The 17,253-nt window shown below is 44.4% G+C and carries 15 protein-coding genes and 1 riboswitch; of the genes, 11 read left to right on the plus strand and 4 right to left on the minus strand.

Annotated elements, in window-relative coordinates; genetic code table 11:
• The first annotated feature begins 95 nt into the window (after window positions 1–95).
• Together BAZ21_RS06090 and BAZ21_RS06100 are read left to right on the plus strand one after the other, a co-directional pair.
• Complete coding sequence (locus BAZ21_RS06090; protein ID WP_068498102.1) at window positions 96–803, plus strand: hypothetical protein; 708 nt, start codon at window positions 96–98, stop codon at window positions 801–803.
• Window positions 804–1,224: 421 nt separating this feature from the next.
• The gene (locus BAZ21_RS06100) at window positions 1,225–4,197 is read left to right on the plus strand and encodes an S-layer homology domain-containing protein (RefSeq protein WP_068498104.1); all 2,973 of its coding nucleotides are present in this window, start codon (window positions 1,225–1,227) and stop codon (window positions 4,195–4,197) included.
• 119 nt (window positions 4,198–4,316) lie between these two features.
• Here the strand turns inward: BAZ21_RS06100 and BAZ21_RS06105 are convergent, their stop codons facing one another.
• Entirely contained in the window at window positions 4,317–4,991 is a 675-nt protein-coding gene (locus tag BAZ21_RS06105) for an NAD(P)H-dependent oxidoreductase (RefSeq protein ID WP_068498106.1), read from the minus strand.
• A gap of 144 nt (window positions 4,992–5,135) precedes the next feature.
• On the opposite strand from BAZ21_RS06105, the gene BAZ21_RS06110 reads away from it, so the two are divergent.
• Together BAZ21_RS06110 and BAZ21_RS06115 are read left to right on the plus strand one after the other, a co-directional pair.
• A complete protein-coding gene (locus BAZ21_RS06110; protein WP_068498108.1) occupies window positions 5,136–5,528 on the plus strand; it encodes a winged helix-turn-helix transcriptional regulator in 393 nt (130 codons plus the stop codon).
• A gap of 209 nt (window positions 5,529–5,737) precedes the next feature.
• Entirely contained in the window at window positions 5,738–6,730 is a 993-nt protein-coding gene (locus tag BAZ21_RS06115) for an ABC transporter substrate-binding protein (protein ID WP_068498110.1), read from the plus strand.
• 130 nt (window positions 6,731–6,860) lie between these two features.
• Here BAZ21_RS06115 and BAZ21_RS06120 read toward each other — a convergent pair whose 3' ends face one another.
• The 3 genes from BAZ21_RS06120 to BAZ21_RS06130 form a co-directional block, all read right to left on the minus strand.
• The gene (locus BAZ21_RS06120; RefSeq protein ID WP_068498112.1) at window positions 6,861–8,375 is read right to left on the minus strand and encodes a stalk domain-containing protein; all 1,515 of its coding nucleotides are present in this window, start codon (window positions 8,373–8,375) and stop codon (window positions 6,861–6,863) included.
• Window positions 8,376–8,607: 232 nt separating this feature from the next.
• Window positions 8,608–9,243 carry a cyclodeaminase/cyclohydrolase family protein gene (locus BAZ21_RS06125; protein WP_068498114.1) on the minus strand — a complete coding sequence of 212 codons (636 nt, stop codon included), beginning with the start codon at window positions 9,241–9,243 and terminating at the stop codon, window positions 8,608–8,610.
• Window positions 9,240–10,106: a bifunctional 5,10-methylenetetrahydrofolate dehydrogenase/5,10-methenyltetrahydrofolate cyclohydrolase gene (locus BAZ21_RS06130; RefSeq protein WP_068498116.1), complete on the minus strand. Its 867-nt coding sequence runs from the start codon at window positions 10,104–10,106 to the stop codon at window positions 9,240–9,242. The genes BAZ21_RS06125 and BAZ21_RS06130 overlap by 4 nt, the downstream gene beginning before the upstream one ends.
• Window positions 10,107–10,223: 117 nt before the next feature.
• A riboswitch (ZMP/ZTP riboswitch) is annotated at window positions 10,224–10,309 on the minus strand.
• Window positions 10,310–10,528: 219 nt separating this feature from the next.
• Here BAZ21_RS06130 and BAZ21_RS06135 point away from each other — a divergent pair.
• The 7 genes from BAZ21_RS06135 to BAZ21_RS06165 all read left to right on the plus strand — a co-directional run bounded on the left by BAZ21_RS06135 (window position 10,529) and on the right by BAZ21_RS06165 (window position 17,163).
• Entirely contained in the window at window positions 10,529–11,581 is a 1,053-nt protein-coding gene (locus BAZ21_RS06135; RefSeq protein ID WP_068498118.1) for a fatty acid desaturase, read from the plus strand.
• A 97-nt stretch (window positions 11,582–11,678) separates the two neighbouring features.
• Window positions 11,679–12,812 (plus strand): sensor histidine kinase, encoded by a 1,134-nt coding sequence (locus tag BAZ21_RS06140; RefSeq protein WP_068498119.1) that lies wholly within the window; start codon window positions 11,679–11,681, stop codon window positions 12,810–12,812.
• A complete protein-coding gene (locus tag BAZ21_RS06145) occupies window positions 12,809–13,408 on the plus strand; it encodes a response regulator transcription factor (protein ID WP_068498122.1) in 600 nt (199 codons plus the stop codon). Before BAZ21_RS06140 ends, BAZ21_RS06145 begins: the two co-directional genes overlap by 4 nt.
• Before the next feature lie 171 nt (window positions 13,409–13,579).
• A complete protein-coding gene (locus tag BAZ21_RS06150; protein ID WP_068498124.1) occupies window positions 13,580–14,203 on the plus strand; it encodes a deoxynucleoside kinase in 624 nt (207 codons plus the stop codon).
• Complete coding sequence (locus BAZ21_RS06155) at window positions 14,200–14,841, plus strand: deoxynucleoside kinase (protein WP_068498126.1); 642 nt, start codon at window positions 14,200–14,202, stop codon at window positions 14,839–14,841. Before BAZ21_RS06150 ends, BAZ21_RS06155 begins: the two co-directional genes overlap by 4 nt.
• Window positions 14,842–15,045: 204 nt before the next feature.
• Entirely contained in the window at window positions 15,046–15,966 is a 921-nt protein-coding gene (locus BAZ21_RS06160) for an Rpn family recombination-promoting nuclease/putative transposase (RefSeq protein WP_068498128.1), read from the plus strand.
• Window positions 15,967–16,158: 192 nt separating this feature from the next.
• Window positions 16,159–17,163, plus strand: a complete 1,005-nt coding sequence (locus BAZ21_RS06165) for a Gfo/Idh/MocA family protein (RefSeq protein WP_068498130.1) — start codon at window positions 16,159–16,161, stop codon at window positions 17,161–17,163.
• Window positions 17,164–17,253 lie beyond the last annotated feature (90 nt).

Below are 17,253 nucleotides of genomic sequence, written 5' to 3' on the forward strand. Positions count from 1 at the left end.
AACAAAATTATTCTTATCTCTTTCTAAAATTTAACTGTCAGTATATTTACTGAAACGCTATAATGCATTGTATTAAGAAAAAAGAAGGAGAAGGTATGATGTTGAAAAAATGGCCATTATTATTCATGCTAGGTATTATCATGCTGGCATCTGTAGGCTGGAACAGTGGAGTATCTCATGCGAGTTACTATTTTGAATACACTTGGGAGAAGTACAAGGGGACTGAGGTCAGGACCTACAAGTTGACACCAGTACCTGGAAGAGCCGGATCTATGGATCAGGAAAAGTTCTTTGCTGCTATTAGCAAAACTCCGAATGTGTATGGGGGGTTCACCGGCTATAGAACAGGGAAAACAACCGGAGTTGCGACCAAGAGTGTAACAGATGGGGTTTATAAATATTCGGTTATTGATTTTATTCGCGACAAAGAGCCAGAAATTCTGGAATACGTTAATCCAATAGGCGGAATTCCTGGTAGATGGAACGGAACCGATGATATTCGCGTTTTTATGAAAGGGTCTGAAGCGGCTTCTTTAGCAGAGCTGTTTTATGAGGGGACTCCAACTGAAGGACGATATCATTTTAATGCTAACGATGTCTATTTAGTTACATTCCGGTCCAGTACAGTAAAACCGATCAGTGAAATGTCTGCTGAAGCGTTAATTGAAGAAGGAACCCCTACGTTTATAAATCGAGAGTTGGTAGGTCAAATAAAGGGCAAAGATCCTGCTGCTTATCCGTCAAATGGAATTTTTAACGGCTACTTTTATATTTATAAGGGTTCTGAGTTGAAAGAGAATTAAAAGAGCAGACAGGATTTAATAAGCACATCTACACAAGAACGAGATAACATTGTGTATTCTTCATACTGAATGAGGATACATGATGTTATCTCTTGTTTTATTTGTACGCGTAATCGAAGTAACAGCCGAATAAGGCTATAAACATTTAATTCCCAATGAAAACCATTGTTAAGTGATTGGGATATACGGCTTTAAAAGTACATAAATTAGCATAAGGACAGAATTGTTAAAACTACTTTTTTTTACTGGCCTTATTCAATCTTGGGGAGATTATTCCGATAATTTAAATATATACAGTTTGGTGTTAATGGAAATTAAAATTCGTTTGAAAACAAATGGGGTTATTTTCAAAGCTGAAACAAAGGGACAGGTGAAAATGATCCAATGCTATCTCGTAGAGGAGGTGTGATGATCTAAACTAATGAGATGTGAGAAAAAATTAAAACGAATTAGGCAATACATGACTGGTTTACTGGCTGTTTGGTTGTTCTGTATACATACTGTGCCTGTTTTTGCAGATAGGGCCTTTAACGATATTGAACATTCCTACGCAGCGGATGCAATTGAAGCCATGGCTGCTCAAGGTTATGTTACGGGTTATCAGGATGGCAGTTTTCGACCTGTACAGTTTATTTCGCGGCAGGAATGGGCTACCATCTTCGCTAAAACCTTAAAACGTACACTGAATGACAAGGACGTTATTACTTTTCGTGATGTGTCTCCCTGGGCTCTACCTTATGTTCAGATCTTGCAGAAAGAGAACATTACAAAAGGAATTAGTGATCAATTATTTGGTGCCAAGCAGAATATGACTCGTCAGGATATGGCCGTTTGGTATGCTAGGTATTTTGGTGTTTCTGAAGACACTCGTTCTGCCGGTATATCCAGTTTTGTGGATCAATTTGATATATCAGACTATGCACAAACGAGCGTGTGGTTGATGGAGCGATTAGAGCTGATAGAGGGGGATACGAATCATTATTTCTATCCCAAAAAATTTGTAACACGACAAGATGCCACGTTGGTTGCATATCGGGTATGGCTAGGCGGTGACGATCTGAGAGAGCGTGCCAAGCGTTTGCTAGAGTCAGGAAACGGAGCTGGAACGACGAATCAGCTACCCAGCTTGCCGGAACCGGACAAACCAGTGGTCGACTTGGCACCGGAAATTAGGCCCCAACCCGTGAATCCGGAAATTGAGGAGCCTGAAAGACACAGCTCAAAGCCCAAGCCACCGGTACCTGATCCCAAGCCACCGGTACCTGATCCTAAGCCACCGGTACCTGATCCTAAGCCACCGGTACCTGATCCTAAGCCACCGGTACCTGATCCTAAGCCACCGGTACCTGATCCTAAGCCACCGGTGCCTGATCCCAAGCCACCGGTACCTGATCCCAAGCCACCGGTGCCTGATCCCAAGCCACCGGTGCCTGATCCCAAACCACCGGATCACTCTTCGGATTTTGTAGTGGATGAGGTCGTAATCAAGGCGCCGGAGCTCATAAATCAACCGGAAACGTATCCTTCGTATCAGCTGTCCTTTGAGCTCTACAAAGAAGGGCAGCCGGTAAGCATTCCCGCTGACAGCGTTACAAGTGTTACTTATACATTTAGTGATGCATTAGGTGTGTTTGATGAACAGGGGAAAATCGCACATTCTGAAAATATCCCTGCTGCAGATGGTATTATTCCTGTCGAGTTGGAAGTCACCATTGCCAAACCTTATCGGGTACTTAAAGCACAGACCAAGCTGATCGTGAAAGGGATGACTCCTCCACCAGAGGCTCCGAATGTAATCAGGTCTGTATACTTGGCGACGTACACCATTTCACAGGCCACTACTCTAGACCCTGCAGCCTGGAGCATGCCCTATGTATTTCACAATGCAAAGGGAGAGGTCATACCGCCCGGTTCGTTGCCGTCAGACCTGAAGCTTCGGATAGAGGATTCCAGTGGGATATTTGATGAGGATGGACGTATTGTCAATCTGCATTTGATTCCGGCAGTGAACTCAGTCATTCCATTCAAGATCGAGGTTGAATCACCATCTCAGGGAATTCACTTCATATCCGATGCCGAGTTAACTGTAGTACCCGGAGAACGCAAAAAGCAATATTTTGCTGTCTCTGTGATGCTGCTGGGAGGAGACAGTGCGACCACGGTAGACCAAATTAAGCAGGCTCGTCAGTTGCTGATGGATCACTTTGGCCCCAACTTAAAAGTGACCTGGGCGATGGAAAATACATTTGTTTTTGTAGACACGAATCGCCCGCAGCTTAAACAGGTTTTAGCATACGTGGATCAGTATGGCGATGAAGTCGGGATTATGGACGGGTACCCGAATAACCTGCACAAGCTTCCTATTTGGGAAGCACGGATGAGCGAGTGGTTGTATATGTATCGTTATAATGCACTCAATGAGCTGCACCAAGGCGGTACGATGGGATCACCTTCGGTGTTTGAAAGCATGGATACAGACCAATATCGGAAGTATCTGCCTAAATCATTGACCAGCTTTACGGTGAATCCTGAGCAGGCCCAATGGCTTAAAGATCATTATAAAATCACTTCAGCCATGGGATGGTCGGCAACACAGTATAATGTTAACAACATGTTTGGTGAGGGTTCACCTTTGATGCCTTACTGGTCTAATAAGGATAATCCGATTGTTCCAGCACAGGGGCTTACCGATAATAGCGGTATCGTGTTTATGAACTCGGTTACGATTGATCCCATTGGATCACGCTATACAGAAGGTTCCTCACGCTGGACGCTCAATCCAGGTGACCCAAATTTGAATGAAAAAACGGATGCGGCACCACAACTGTATATAGCACAGCAATATCTGGATAATCCTTATCAACGTTTAAATACGGTAAACTACATGTCCATTATTCTGGACATCAACTCGTTTGCCCAAAAACCTAACATGGCTCAAATATGGGAGAACTTTGTGAAGAACTTCCCTGCTGACCGTGAGGTCGAGATTGTGGGCGTGGACGGGCTGAAACAGATTTATCAATCGTCAGCTGGATCGAATAATGATCATTCGGAATTTTCACTCATGTTTAGGGGCTCCGGCATTGAGACGCCCACGGGCTCCAATAATTCGCCGGCCAATCTGCGTTACTTGTGGACTGAAAACGCCTCACAGCGGATCATTTTATCCAAGGAGGATAGAGATGCGGCCTGGTCTATTATTGATTTTACGGACTATACCCGCAGTCCGGTTCCGAAGTTACCATACAACCTGGATTTGAAAACGGATGTAAGCTATGTCACCGGAAGGAACTTCAAGCTAAATCCTACGGCTCCGTTAACAGCAGATGAAATCCAGCGTGTAAAGGATCGTTTGAAGGAGATCTACTTCGCAGAAGAAGTAAAGTATCAGTAGTATTTGGAATGACAGGATTTTTTAAGATTTGAGAGGCCTTATGAAAAAAGGGGTGTCCCAAAAGCCATGGAAATGGCTAGGGGGCACCCCTTTGCTTTAGAGAAAATTATTCGTTGGTTTTATACCCATTCAATAACCTGATCCACAGACCGCCGTGTTTTTCCGCGCGGCTCATTCAGACGGTATCCAAAAGCCACCATGCAGGAAATACCGAAATGCTCGGCATCCATGATGCCTTCTTCAGAGAGGATGCGTTCGATTTCCTGTTTATTAAAACCTTCGATCGGACAGGAGTCAATTCCGATTTGAGCTGCGGCTGTCATCATATTGCCCAATGCGATGTAGGTTTGTCGACAGGCCCACTCGAACATAGCCCTTTCATTGTCTTCCAGTCCAAAATCTGATTTCAGGAAGGCGTCATATACTTTCTCTTTGCCTTGCATAACTTCAGCAGGCAATTGCTGTACGTTTTCCATCATATCCTTGATGTAATCGGATGAGGCTATCATATCTTTAGGCAGTCTGGAGAGGATGAGCACGAAATGGCTTGCTGTTGGCAGCTGTTTTTTGGCTCCCCAGGAGTAAGGCAGCAGCTTCTCACGCATAGCATTACTTTGGACGACAACGAACTTCCAGGGCTCAAAGCCAAATGAACTCGGGGATAAACGACCTGTTTCAAGAATAAAATCGAAATCGGAATCGCTAATTTTTTTATGACTATCAAATTCCTTGGCTGCATGTCTGAACTCATATGCTGACAAGATTTGATGTTTAGTGTTTGTTAAGGTTTCCATTGTTTTTACACTCCTTATGGATATGGATTAGAATTGACGCTTACCGAGTGACATGCTTAATATTAGAATATACATGATCGTTTTTGAAGTACGCACATTTATGTGCTGTAGTATAAAAAATGTTACCAAGGGGGAGAAAAACCTATGCGCAATCGGAAGGGCGGCTTTGGGGAATGTCCTACTGGAAATGATCAGGCATGTCCTGTGGAGTACACGCTGGACGTGATTGGGGGCAAGTGGAAAGGGATTATTTTATACCATCTCATGTATGGAACAAAGCGGTTTAGTGAATTTCGGCGTATTTGTCCGGGAATTACACAGCGTATGCTGACACTCCAATTGCGCGAGTTGGAAGAGGACGGTGTAGTTCATCGGGAGGTTTACCAGCAGGTTCCGCCCAAGGTCGAATACTCCCTAACTGAATTTGGAAGAACTCTGATCCCGATTATTAACCTGATGAAGGACTGGGGAGAAAATTATAAAACCAAGCAGCGTTCAACAGACAGCCGCCTTCAACATCCGAGCCCCAATTTGTAGCATGCTGAGGTAGACCCCACGACAAAAGACTTGTCATCCGTTTGACAGGTCTTTTTTCTTTTATTTCCTGTGAAATCCGCTCTATTCTACATAGAACATATTATCAATTTTAGTTGACAGCAGGAAGGCAGCCTGATATATTTCTTGCGATATTGATAATCATTATCATGAGTGATGTAAGCTATTTTCATATTACACAGGGGGCTCATATGTTGAAGAAAAAATCGTTTTTTATGCTGACTACTTTGATGCTTGTATTGTCTATATTCATTAGCGCTTGTAGTGGAAGCAATAATGGAAGTAATTCCGCTCCAGCTTCAGAGGATAAGAAAGAGCCAACTTCGGCTGAGACGAGAAGCTTTAAAACGGTGAAAGGGGATATTCAAATTCCGGTCAAACCGCAGCGCATTGTAACGGATTTTTACGGTGGGGAATTATTGTCCGTAGGAGCTAATGTGGTGGGTGTGGAGCCGACTGCGTTTCAAAATCCTTTTCTGACCGACTTGCTCAAGGAAAAAGGGACCAAAGAAGTGGGTGACCCGACCAATTTGGAGAAGACGCTGGAACTCAAACCCGATCTGATCGTGGTTATGAAGGATACGAATTATGAGGCTTTGTCTAAAATCGCACCTACCCTGTATATTCCGTATGGCACGACGACCAATATTTACGATACAGTCAAGCTGTTTGGTGACATCACCGGGGAGAAGGAGAAGGCTGAGCAATTTATTGTTGCATTTGATAAAAAAGCTGCTGAAGGCCGCGCACGTCTTAAAGGTGTGATTGACGAAAAGGCAACCTTTGGCCTGTATGAGCTGACGGACAAAAACGCACTTTGGATATTTGGGGACAATGCCGGCCGGGGCGGACAAGCTGTCTACAATGCGCTCAAGCTGAATATGCCGAAGAAGACAGCCAGTTCCAAGGAACAAACCGTACAGCTTTCGATGGAGGTGCTGCCGCAATATGACGCAGATTATATGTTCCTGACGACCTATGATCCGGAGAAAAAGGGTGACGCGCTCAAGCAGCTGAAATCGTCTGCCGTGTGGGGGAACCTGCCTGCGGTGAAGAACAATAGAGTGTTCTTTAACGATTTTGATACGTATTATCGCTATGATCCGATTGCCATTACCGGACAAATTGATATGATCGTAGACATGCTGATTGAAAGAGAAAAAGAGAATAAAGCGAAAAAGTAGGTAAACTGTATACAGGCCTTAGCAAAGCAATAACGAACCAGCCAAAACATAAATTATGTTTTGGCTGGTTCGTTTTATTGAGATTTACCGTGTCAGGTTTTGCTGCAGCATATTCGGCAGATCGATCTTCTTATTTCGTCGTAGTGGTAGTCGTAATGACGATAGTATCTTCTTTTTGCATCCAATCTACCTTGGCCCCTAGCGCCTCACTGATTAATCGCAGAGGAAGATAGGCAATACCGTTCACCGTGAATGGAGGGTTGGTGAGCTCCACAGATTTACCATTAACTGTGTTTTGGCTGGTTTTGAGATTGATTTGTAGAGAGACAGGATTGGCTCCTGCCCTGGACTGAGTAATTTTCGCTACTTTGTTGTTGGAGTCAAAGGTGACCTCGGCTCCCATTTTATCAAATACAGAACGGAGCGGAATAAACGCCTGACCGTTGCGAGTAATCACACCGTTACTTAGCGGGACAGGTGTACCGTTGAGACGGACGAGAATTGGCTTTTGTACAGGAACCGGCGTACTGTAAAGAAATTCGTAATCCCCTATGCCGAGCTGCGCATGTTTGTTGACCCCCCAGCCCCACAGGCTGCCATCCGTTTTTTGCATGATCACATGTCTTGGGCCTGCTTTGATACTTTGAATATTTTGGGCAAGTAATGTAAAGTGGGCATTTGACGATAATTTTTCACCTTCCAAGGAAGCTTCATAAACATTCCCCTCTGTGGTTAGTGCAAGGATGGAGCGCTCAACGATAAAGGCGTCTTTAACATTCCATACACCCGTCAACAGTATAGGATTATTTTCGTTGTGATAGGTTGTACTATCCGAGTAGCCTGTGACTGTAGCACCCCAGAACCACAGCCGACCTTGCCGATCCATCGCAAGGTTGGTACGGCCATTGGATTTGATCGTTTGGATTCCTGCTAAGGATTGAATCTGCGATGCAGTTGCAGTGTCGGATAAGGCAGCGTTTGTATCGAATTCCTTGGGCCATGTCCACACGGTACCGTCTTTTTTTAAGGCTATGTTTTTCGCGATTGCCGTAATATCCTGTAACGAGGAAATAGGTTTGAAGCTCTGCAAGCCTTTTGTATTTTTCCACACACTGCCGTCTTTTCTTAAGAAAATCCAGCCTTCCTCATATTCTGGTCTTACTTCATAGTAGCTGTCTATATTTGCAACCTCGTCGATACCAGCTAGAGTTTGAAAAGGACCAGAGATGTCGCCATTGTTGAGCCGATCAGCGGAATATACGTTGCCTTCGGTACTCAGGGCAAGTACGTGATCATTTAACCCACTTACAGCTGCGAGGTTCTGTACTTCTTCCAAAGGAATGAATTTCACGGATTCAGCAATGTTATTTCTTGGTACGTACCAAGCGGATTGATCTTGTAAGGTAAATACCAGGTCGCCTTCGTTGAAGATATTAGAAAATGTTTTTACAACGTCCGGCTTATCTTCTACGCGAGTAGGAACAGATTGATTATAGCCCCACAACCACAAGCTTCCATCGGATTGAATCAGACTCCCGGAATCATAGGAACGAATACGGGATGTAGATTCTTTTTCGGCCGCCCATGCACTAGAGCTGAACAACAATAACGTGATCATACTGAGTAATAGAGTCCGTCTTTTCATACGCTTTTCCTCATTTCTTCATCAGTTATATAAGATAAAAACCAACATCTTGGAAAACATACCCTTATCCATAGACGTTGAATATTTAGAAAAGTTTTCCACAAATTGATGAATTCCAATAAAATAGCCTCCAAACCCACGATCAGAGACGGGCTTAGAGGCTATTTTTGAGCATGGAAGCAGATTATGACTTAGGAAAGGTTCATCCAATGGCCACCCTGCTATAAGCGGACTAATTTGCGATTCGGCTGCGCACGATCAATAAGGTTTGTTCTTTGATTTGGGCAATTTCTCGGATGATCGCAGCTGTTTTGGCTTCATAGGATTGTTTGACATCCAAGTCTTTTAGTGAGGCAAGGTTAATGTCGACGGTAAGGAGGGCGGATTGAGCAGCAGCTTCAAACAGGATCGCACCTATGCCAAGATCAGAAATAACATTTTTATTGGATGTCTCTACAATACGGTAGGCATGGGACAATCCGTCCCGGCATACTTCCAGCAGACGCATCGGTACCTCAATGGCAGCAATCACCGCGGTCTGTAGAGAATGGGTACGATAGCGCTTTTCTTCGTCTGTTCCTTTGGGCAGCTTGAGCGCCGTCATGTACTGTTCAAAGGATCGGATGTCTGCGGCCATCAGTTCCTCACAGCGTGTGGTCAGGCTTTCCATGCTGCGAATCACTTCAGTGATTTGTTCATGGATATGCGCGAATTTTTCCCCTTGTGAAAGGTTGGCGGTCATGGAGGTCATAGCCGCGCCCAGTGCCGCAGCCAGTGCGGATATACTTCCCCCTCCGGGCGTAGGAGCTTCGCTTCCAGCCTCTTTCAGAAAATGCCGAATGGAATCATTCCACGACAGTTCACTCATGAATAAACCACCTCTCGGGAGTATTGTTGCAGATCAATCGCTTTGAGCAGATTTTTGTACAGGATGGCAGTTGTTAATGTGCCGACACCGCCGGGTACGGGAGAAATCGCATGTACCTTTTCCCCAACGTCTAAAGCGGCATCCCCCACTATTTTTCCCTCCAGCGTCTCGTTAATTCCCGCATCTACCAAAATCAGGCCGGGGTGTACCATATCCTGTGTAATTACATCAGGGCATCCGACTGCGACGAAGGCAATGTCTGCATGACTCAAATGCTCTGCAATATCACGTGTGCCCGCATGACAGGCGGTGACGGTGGCATTTTCTCTTTGCAACATGTGAAAAAGAGGGAGTCCCACGGTCTGTCCGATGCCGACTAGAGTGACATTTTTGCCTGCCAAGGTATGGCCGTAATGCTTGAGCAGCTCAATACAGGCTTGAGGTGTAGCGGGATACAGTCCAGCTTCACCTGTAACAGTAGCCAGCTTATTGCCCGGGGTAATTCCATCAATATCCTTGTACGGGGCGATGGACTGTTTAATGACAGATGCGGATAGATGCCGGGGAAGGGGCAATTCCAGCATAATGCCATGTACATGCGAAGCTTCGTTCAGACTGTCGATCAGGTGCAGGAGTTCGGCTTCTCTAACATGGCGATCAAAAGTATGGAGATGAAAGGAGATGCCCAGCTTCTCCGCTATTTTTTGCTTGATCCGGGCGTAGTAGGCAGAGGCAGGATCACCTTCTACCAATAAAGTTGCCAGATGGGGACGATGTCCTTGCTGTTTGAGCTGTTCCACCTGGGAACGGATTGTCGCATACACTTGCTCAGCTGCTTCTTTGGATTTCATAATGATAGTCATAGCTCAAGCCTCCTCTGAATTTATCGCACAAATGTTGGAATCAACAGGGTGTCATGGTCTTGTAAAACGAAAAAAAGTATTTGCACAAGGTCGTCAAGACAGACGAATCCTCTGCAAATACTTCTCCCAGGCGAACGGCACGCTTTTGTTTGTATGCTCCCTCGTGGTTTATTCCACTGACTTCGCCAGTCACATACAGCGTTATTTACTTTATATTTTAACAAATATTCTTCCGAAAATAAACCCGTGAACCATTGGAAAATGGCTAAATGGATCAAACGATATGACAAATGTCATACTCCCGAACTGACGTTTATGACTACAGCGGCCAGAGGCAGCTCCTTATACTGAGGTTAGATCTATATGCACGTCTGACGAGAACAAAGTGCAGGCGTCATTTTGAAGGAGGATCAACATTAAGTATGACACAAATTCCATTAGCCCAATTGAAAAAAAATATGGCTCCTTACGAAAAAATAAACACGAAATCCAGCGTTCTGCAACTTATCAACACCTTGGGTCCGCTGATCCTGCTATGGTATGCGGCTTATCTCAGTCTGTCGGTATCCTATTGGCTGACGCTTCCGATTACCATTATTGCTTCAGGGTTTGTGGTAAGGACATTTATCATTTTTCATGATTGCGGTCATCAATCCTTCTTCAAAAGCCGCAGGCTGAATGACATTGTGGGAACGATTACAGGTGTCATTACGCTCTGTCCGTATCATCAATGGAAAAATAGTCACGCGGTTCACCATGCAACCAGCAGTAATCTCGATAAAAGAGGTACAGGGGATATGTGGGTACTTACAGTGGAGGAGTACGCACAGGCTTCCACATGGACACGGCTGGCTTATCGCATATACCGGAATCCTTGGGTTATGTTCGGATTGGGTCCGATCTATACTTTTTTGCTTTCCTATCGGTTTAACGTCAAAACAGCGAAGCGTAAGGAAAAAATAAACACTTATATCACAAATATATCTATCGTCGCCTTGTACGCATTGTTGTGCTGGGCGATCGGCTGGCAGTCGTTTCTTCTGATACAGGTGCCAATCTTTTTTGTATCAGGCATGCTGGGAATCTGGCTATTTTATGTGCAGCATCAGTTTGAGGATTCGTATTTTGAGCATGATGAAGAGTGGAGCTATATCAATGCAGCCGTAGAAGGCAGCTCTTATTACAAGCTACCTAAAGTATTGCAATGGATTACGGGGAATATCGGCTTTCACCACGTCCATCACTTGAGTCCCAAAGTGCCAAATTATAATTTGGAGAAGGCACATGAAGCGACACCACTGCTGCAAAAAGCGACCACCATTACCATGAGCAGCAGTCTGCAATCTTTGAAGTTCCGGCTTTGGGATGAAAGCACGAAAACCTTTTTGACCTTTAAACAAGTGAAGCCGCTGCGGGGCAAACGTGTTGCTGTTACGAAACCCATTCCTGCACCTGTAGGCACGGAAAGAAAATGAGCGGAAAGAAAATGAACAGAAAGAAAATGATTGGTACGCATTTCGATATGATAAGATAAGGGACAAAAGGAATGTGAAGGAGAGAAGGGTAGGCAGGATGCAAAAATGGTATCAGATTTTCCAAAAAAATACGGGACTTAGCCCTTATGTGTGGGTTGTCTTTTACATTCTGCCCTTTTACTATTTCAGTTCCTCCTCTACCAGTCATATTATTCTGGGCACCGCCATTATTTTAGTGTTTTTTGCTTGTTATGTTCTGGCTTTTGTTTCGCAGGGCTGGCTGGTATACTTCTGGACCAGTGTACAGATTGTGATATCGATTACCATGACGCTGCTGTTCAGCTATATGTATTTTTCCATATTTATCGCTTATCTGATGGGTAATATTAAAAGTAAATCCGCATTCACGACACTGTATATTGTTCTGATGGTTGTTACTATTGGACTGATCAATTATGGTTTTGTTTCTGAAAATCCTGTTTTTATCAAGCAAATTCCTTTTATTTTGCTCAACCTGATTGGTGTGATTCTTCTTCCGATCACGAATTTTAATCGTAACAAAAGTGATCGGCTTCAAGTGCAATTAGAGGATGCCAATAAGAAAATATCGGAATTGATTAAGCTGGAAGAGCGGCAGAGAATTGCACGTGACCTGCACGATACCTTGGGTCAGAAGCTGTCGCTCATCGGACTGAAAAGCGACCTGGCGGGTAAACTGATGGATCAGCACCCGGAGCGGGCTCGAAATGAAATTAACGATGTTCGGCTTACGGCGAGAAGCGCGTTAAAAGAAGTGCGGGAAATGGTGACTCAAATGCGCGGCATGCGATTAGAGGATGAGCTGCTGCGTATTCGACAGATTTTAAAGGCTGCTCATATTGAATTGACCCTGGAGGGCGACCCGAAGCTGAAGCATACATCATTAATGAATGAAAATGTGCTTAGTATGTGTATGAAGGAGGCGGTGACCAATGTGGTTAAGCACAGTGGAGCCACCGCTTGCTCCATCATCATTGAGCCGTCTCGCAAGGAATTAACCCTTCGAATTCAGGATAATGGGACAGGCGTTATGGGAGAAAATGCAGTTTTTCGGGGACATGGCCTGCAAGGAATAAAGGAAAGACTCGAATTTGTGAATGGATGTATGGAGCTGCATTCAGATGAGGGAACGACCCTGGTCATTAAAGTGCCCAATATCACTGAAAAGCCGAACGAGGAGGTGGGGCCGTGATTCGAATTGTCATTGCGGAAGACCAGCGTATGCTGCTCGGTGCTCTTGCTTCGCTGCTGGACTTGGAAGAGGATATGAAAGTAGTCGGAAAAGCGAGTAACGGGGAAGAGGCTGTAGAGCTGGTCAAGCTGCACCAGCCGGATATATGCATCATGGACATCGAAATGCCGATAAAGAGTGGATTGGATGCGGCTGAAGAACTCAAGGGATTGAACTGCAAAGTGATGATCTTGACCACATTTGCTCGCCCCGGGTATTTTGAACGGGCCATCAAGGCAGGTACGCACGGTTATTTGCTCAAGGATAGTCCCAGTGAAGAACTGGCTTCCTCCATTCGCAGTATTTTAGCAGGCCGTCGCATTTATGCCCCGGAACTGGTCGATGATGCTTATGCCGAAGTCAATCCGTTAACTGAGCGTGAGAAGACCGTATTGGCACTCATTGCTGATGGGAAGAACACGAAGGAGATTGCTGGTGAACTGTATTTAACGACAGGGACGGTGCGCAATTACATCTCAGTCATTCTCGACAAGCTGGGTGTCAGCAACCGAATTGAGGCGATTACACGTTTTAATGAAAAAGGCTGGTTTAAATGAGTGACTGACAGAAATATTTGAGAAGAAACAGAGATGGCTATGAAGCAGGATATGGCAGCTCTGTTTTTTTGTTTTATCCATAGATTTGATATGCCTTTAACATACTTCCTTGTGATACAATAGGATAGTTGTCCACAGGATGGACTGGAGTACAAGGAGGAACGGAACCGCATGAAACATGCCCCTTTTATCGCTGTTGAAGGGCCTATCGGAGCAGGTAAAACAACGTTGACTTCGATGCTTTCAACCGAGCTGCATATGCCGATCATTAAAGAAATTGTTGAAGAGAACCCGTTTCTCGACAAATTTTATCAAAATATAGATGAATGGAGCTTTCAACTGGAAATGTTCTTTCTCTGCAACCGATATAAGCAGTTGGAGGATACTGGCCTGCAATATCTGGAGAAGGCTCAGCCTGTTATTTCTGACTATCATATCTACAAGAATCTGATTTTTGCTGAACGTACACTTAAGGGTGTAAAGCTTGAAAAATATCGTCAAATCTATCATCTGCTGACAGATGACATGCCTAAGCCGGACATTATCATCTATATTAGAGCCGATTTGGATACTTTACTGGGCAGAATCCGTAAGCGGGCCCGTTCGTTTGAACAGGAGATGGACCCCGCCTATCTGGAGCAATTAATTAAGGATTATGATAAAGGCATTCAGTTTCTTGCTGAGCAATCCCCTTCGCCCCGTATATTGACCATTAATGGGAATGAGATTGATTTTGTACAAAACCAAGCACAGTTCGAACAAATTGTTTCCGATGTAAAGGAGCTTATTCAATGAATAATTACAACATTCCCGCGAATGCCCTGATTACGGTGGCGGGCACGGTAGGTGTAGGGAAATCCACGCTAACGGCTGCTTTGGCTGAACGCCTGGGTTTTAAAACCTCTTTGGAGCAGGTTGATCATAATCCGTATCTGGAAAAGTTTTATCATGATTTCGAAAGATGGAGCTTCCATCTGCAAATTTATTTTCTCGCTGAGCGCTTCAAGGAGCAAAAAAATATTTTCTTATCCGGTGGTGGCTTCGTGCAGGATCGTTCCATTTATGAGGACACAGGCATCTTTGCGAAAATGCATGCCGATCAGGGAACGATGAACCCTACGGATTATGAAACGTACACTAGCCTGTTTGAGGCGATGGTGATGACGCCATTTTTCCCGCACCCCGATGTGCTCATCTACCTGGAAGGCAGCCTGCCATCCATACTGAATCGGATTCAGGAACGCGGTCGCGAGATGGAGATCCAGACCGAGAGAGCCTATTGGGAGCAAATGCATCGCCGATATTCCAATTGGATCAACGAGTTCGATGCCTGCCCTGTACTGCGTCTGAACATTGATGAGTATGATGTACATGACCCGGCTTCTATGGATGCCATTTTAACAGAAGTAGGCAAGGTGATTTTAAAAAAATAAGTTTTACTCACCGTCTGAGAGGACGGTTTTTTTGCGTTATACGATCTGAAAAATATGCACATATATGCAGATAAGCTCACTGAAAATGATTCATCAGGAATATAGTCTGATGCTTATGAAGCTGGTATATTTTATTTTATGGAAACGAGAACAAGTGTTCTGTTTTGTGTTTTCTTATTAAAGGTCGTGGTATAATATGAGCAGATGGAGCTGATTCTATTGGTAGAAATGCTGGATCCCCGGAATGACTTTTTGTTCAAGCGTATTTTTGGAAGTGAGGAAAATCGTGATGTGCTTTTAACTTTCCTAAATCGTACTTTTGAGGAAGCGGGGAAACCTCCATTAACAGAAATAATACTTTTGAATCCGTATACGGATAAAGACGCACCGCGTGATAAGCAGTCTATTTTAGATATTCGAGCCAGAACGTCGGAAGGTCAGCTTATTAATGTGGAGATGCAGCTTTTTAATAAATACGACATGGATAAGCGAACCTTATTCTATTGGAGTAAGCAGTACGCAGGACAATTATACGAAGGCCAATCTTACAAGCTGCTGAGAAAGTGTGTGACAATCAACATTTTGAATTACTCTTTCCTGCCGAACAGCCGATATCATAATGTGTTTCATTTGACGGAGGACCGTACAGGCATTCCGTTTAGTGATGATATGGAGTTGCATTTTTTAGAGCTGCCCAAGCTGGATGAGCAAGTTGTCCAGGCTGGCAGCGGCGGTTTGGTCAACTGGCTTTTATTTTTAAAGGGAATTAATCCATCTCAATGGGAGGTGCTAGCCATGAATGAACCTGGTTTGAAAAAGGCGATGACTACGCTGGAGTTTCTAAGTCAGGATAAAGAGGCACGTTTGCAGTATGAAGCCCGACAAAAGTACCTGCATGATGAGGCTTCTATGATAGAAGGCGCAAGGGAAGAAGGCTTGAAGCTAGGAAAGGCTGAGGGAAAGCTCGAAGGTAAAGCTGAGGGTAAGGCTGAAGGTAAAGCTGAAGGAGAGCGCCAAAAAGCTCTTGAAATTGCACGGAACATGCTTAATATGGGCCTTGAAATCGAAGTGATTGTAAAAGCGTCTGGCTTATCTGAATCAGAAGTCCGCGCATTGAAGGCATAAAATTAAAAACATACAAAGACTGTAGTACAATCAGAAATAGATGGAGCTGATGACTACAGTCTTTTTTTGTCGAATGAAGGATGTTGAAGAACAAGATATATCTACGATATAGTGGACAAGCCTTGGTTAGAATGCGAGAATAGATACATATATTTGAATGAGAATGACTCACGGGGAGGATGGGATACTGTGATGCGTTTTGGCATTGTTGGAACCAACTGGATAACGGAAAGGTTTATTCAAGCCGCGATGGAGACGGACGAATTTTCCCTGACCGCGGTATACTCACGAACAGAGGATAAAGGCAAAGCTTTTGCTGCTCAATATAATAGCCAAGCAGAGGTTTTTACAGACCTGGCTCAAATGGCTGCCAGCGATCAGGTGGATGCCGTATATATTGCCAGTCCCAATTCCTTGCATGCGGAGCAGGCGATTATGTGTATGAATCGCGGAAAGCATGTGCTCTGTGAGAAGCCGTTTGCTTCAAATGCAACAGAGGTGCGGAGCATGCTCGAAGCCGCACGCAACAACAATGTTCTGTTGATGGAGGCCGTTAAATCCACGCTTATGCCCAACTTTAAAATCATAAAGGAACATATGTATAAAATAGGCCGGGTTCGGCGTTATTTTGCAAGCTACTGTCAATACTCCTCACGTTTTGATGCTTTTAAGCAAGGAAATGTATTAAATGCGTTCAACCCTGCTTTTTCCAATGGTTCCTTGATGGATTTGGGAGTGTATTGCTTATATCCCATGGTGGCATTGTTCGGCAAACCGGATGAGGTTCGTGCGGTCGGCGTGCTCTTGTCCTCCGGTGTCGATGGCGAGGGCAGTATTGTGATGCGATATCCTGATATGGATGCAGTCGTCATGTATTCCAAAATCACCGATTCCTATCTGCCTGCTGAAATTCAGGGTGAGAATGGAACGATGGTGATCGACAAAATCAGCCAGCCTTATGAGGTGAAAATCCATTATCGGGACGGCACCATTGAGGATTTGACGAAAGCTCAGACACGTGAGCCGATGTATTATGAAATTCAGGAGTTTATGGATCTGATCAAAATTGGAGAACGCAACAGTTCCATTAACTCATTGGAGTGTTCACTTGCAGTCGCTGAAGTGATGGAGGATGCAAGACAGCAGATCGGCCTTCGTTATGAAGCGGATTTGAAAAATACGTCGTCTGCGCATTAGTTTGTTGAATGATCAATATGACACAAGCACAAAGGCTGCCGATTTTGCAATTTTGCAAATATACGGTTAGCCTTATTTGGTTTTGTGGTC

It is taken from the genome of Paenibacillus kribbensis (assembly GCF_001705305.1).
Lineage (GTDB): Bacteria > Bacillota > Bacilli > Paenibacillales > Paenibacillaceae > Paenibacillus > Paenibacillus kribbensis_B.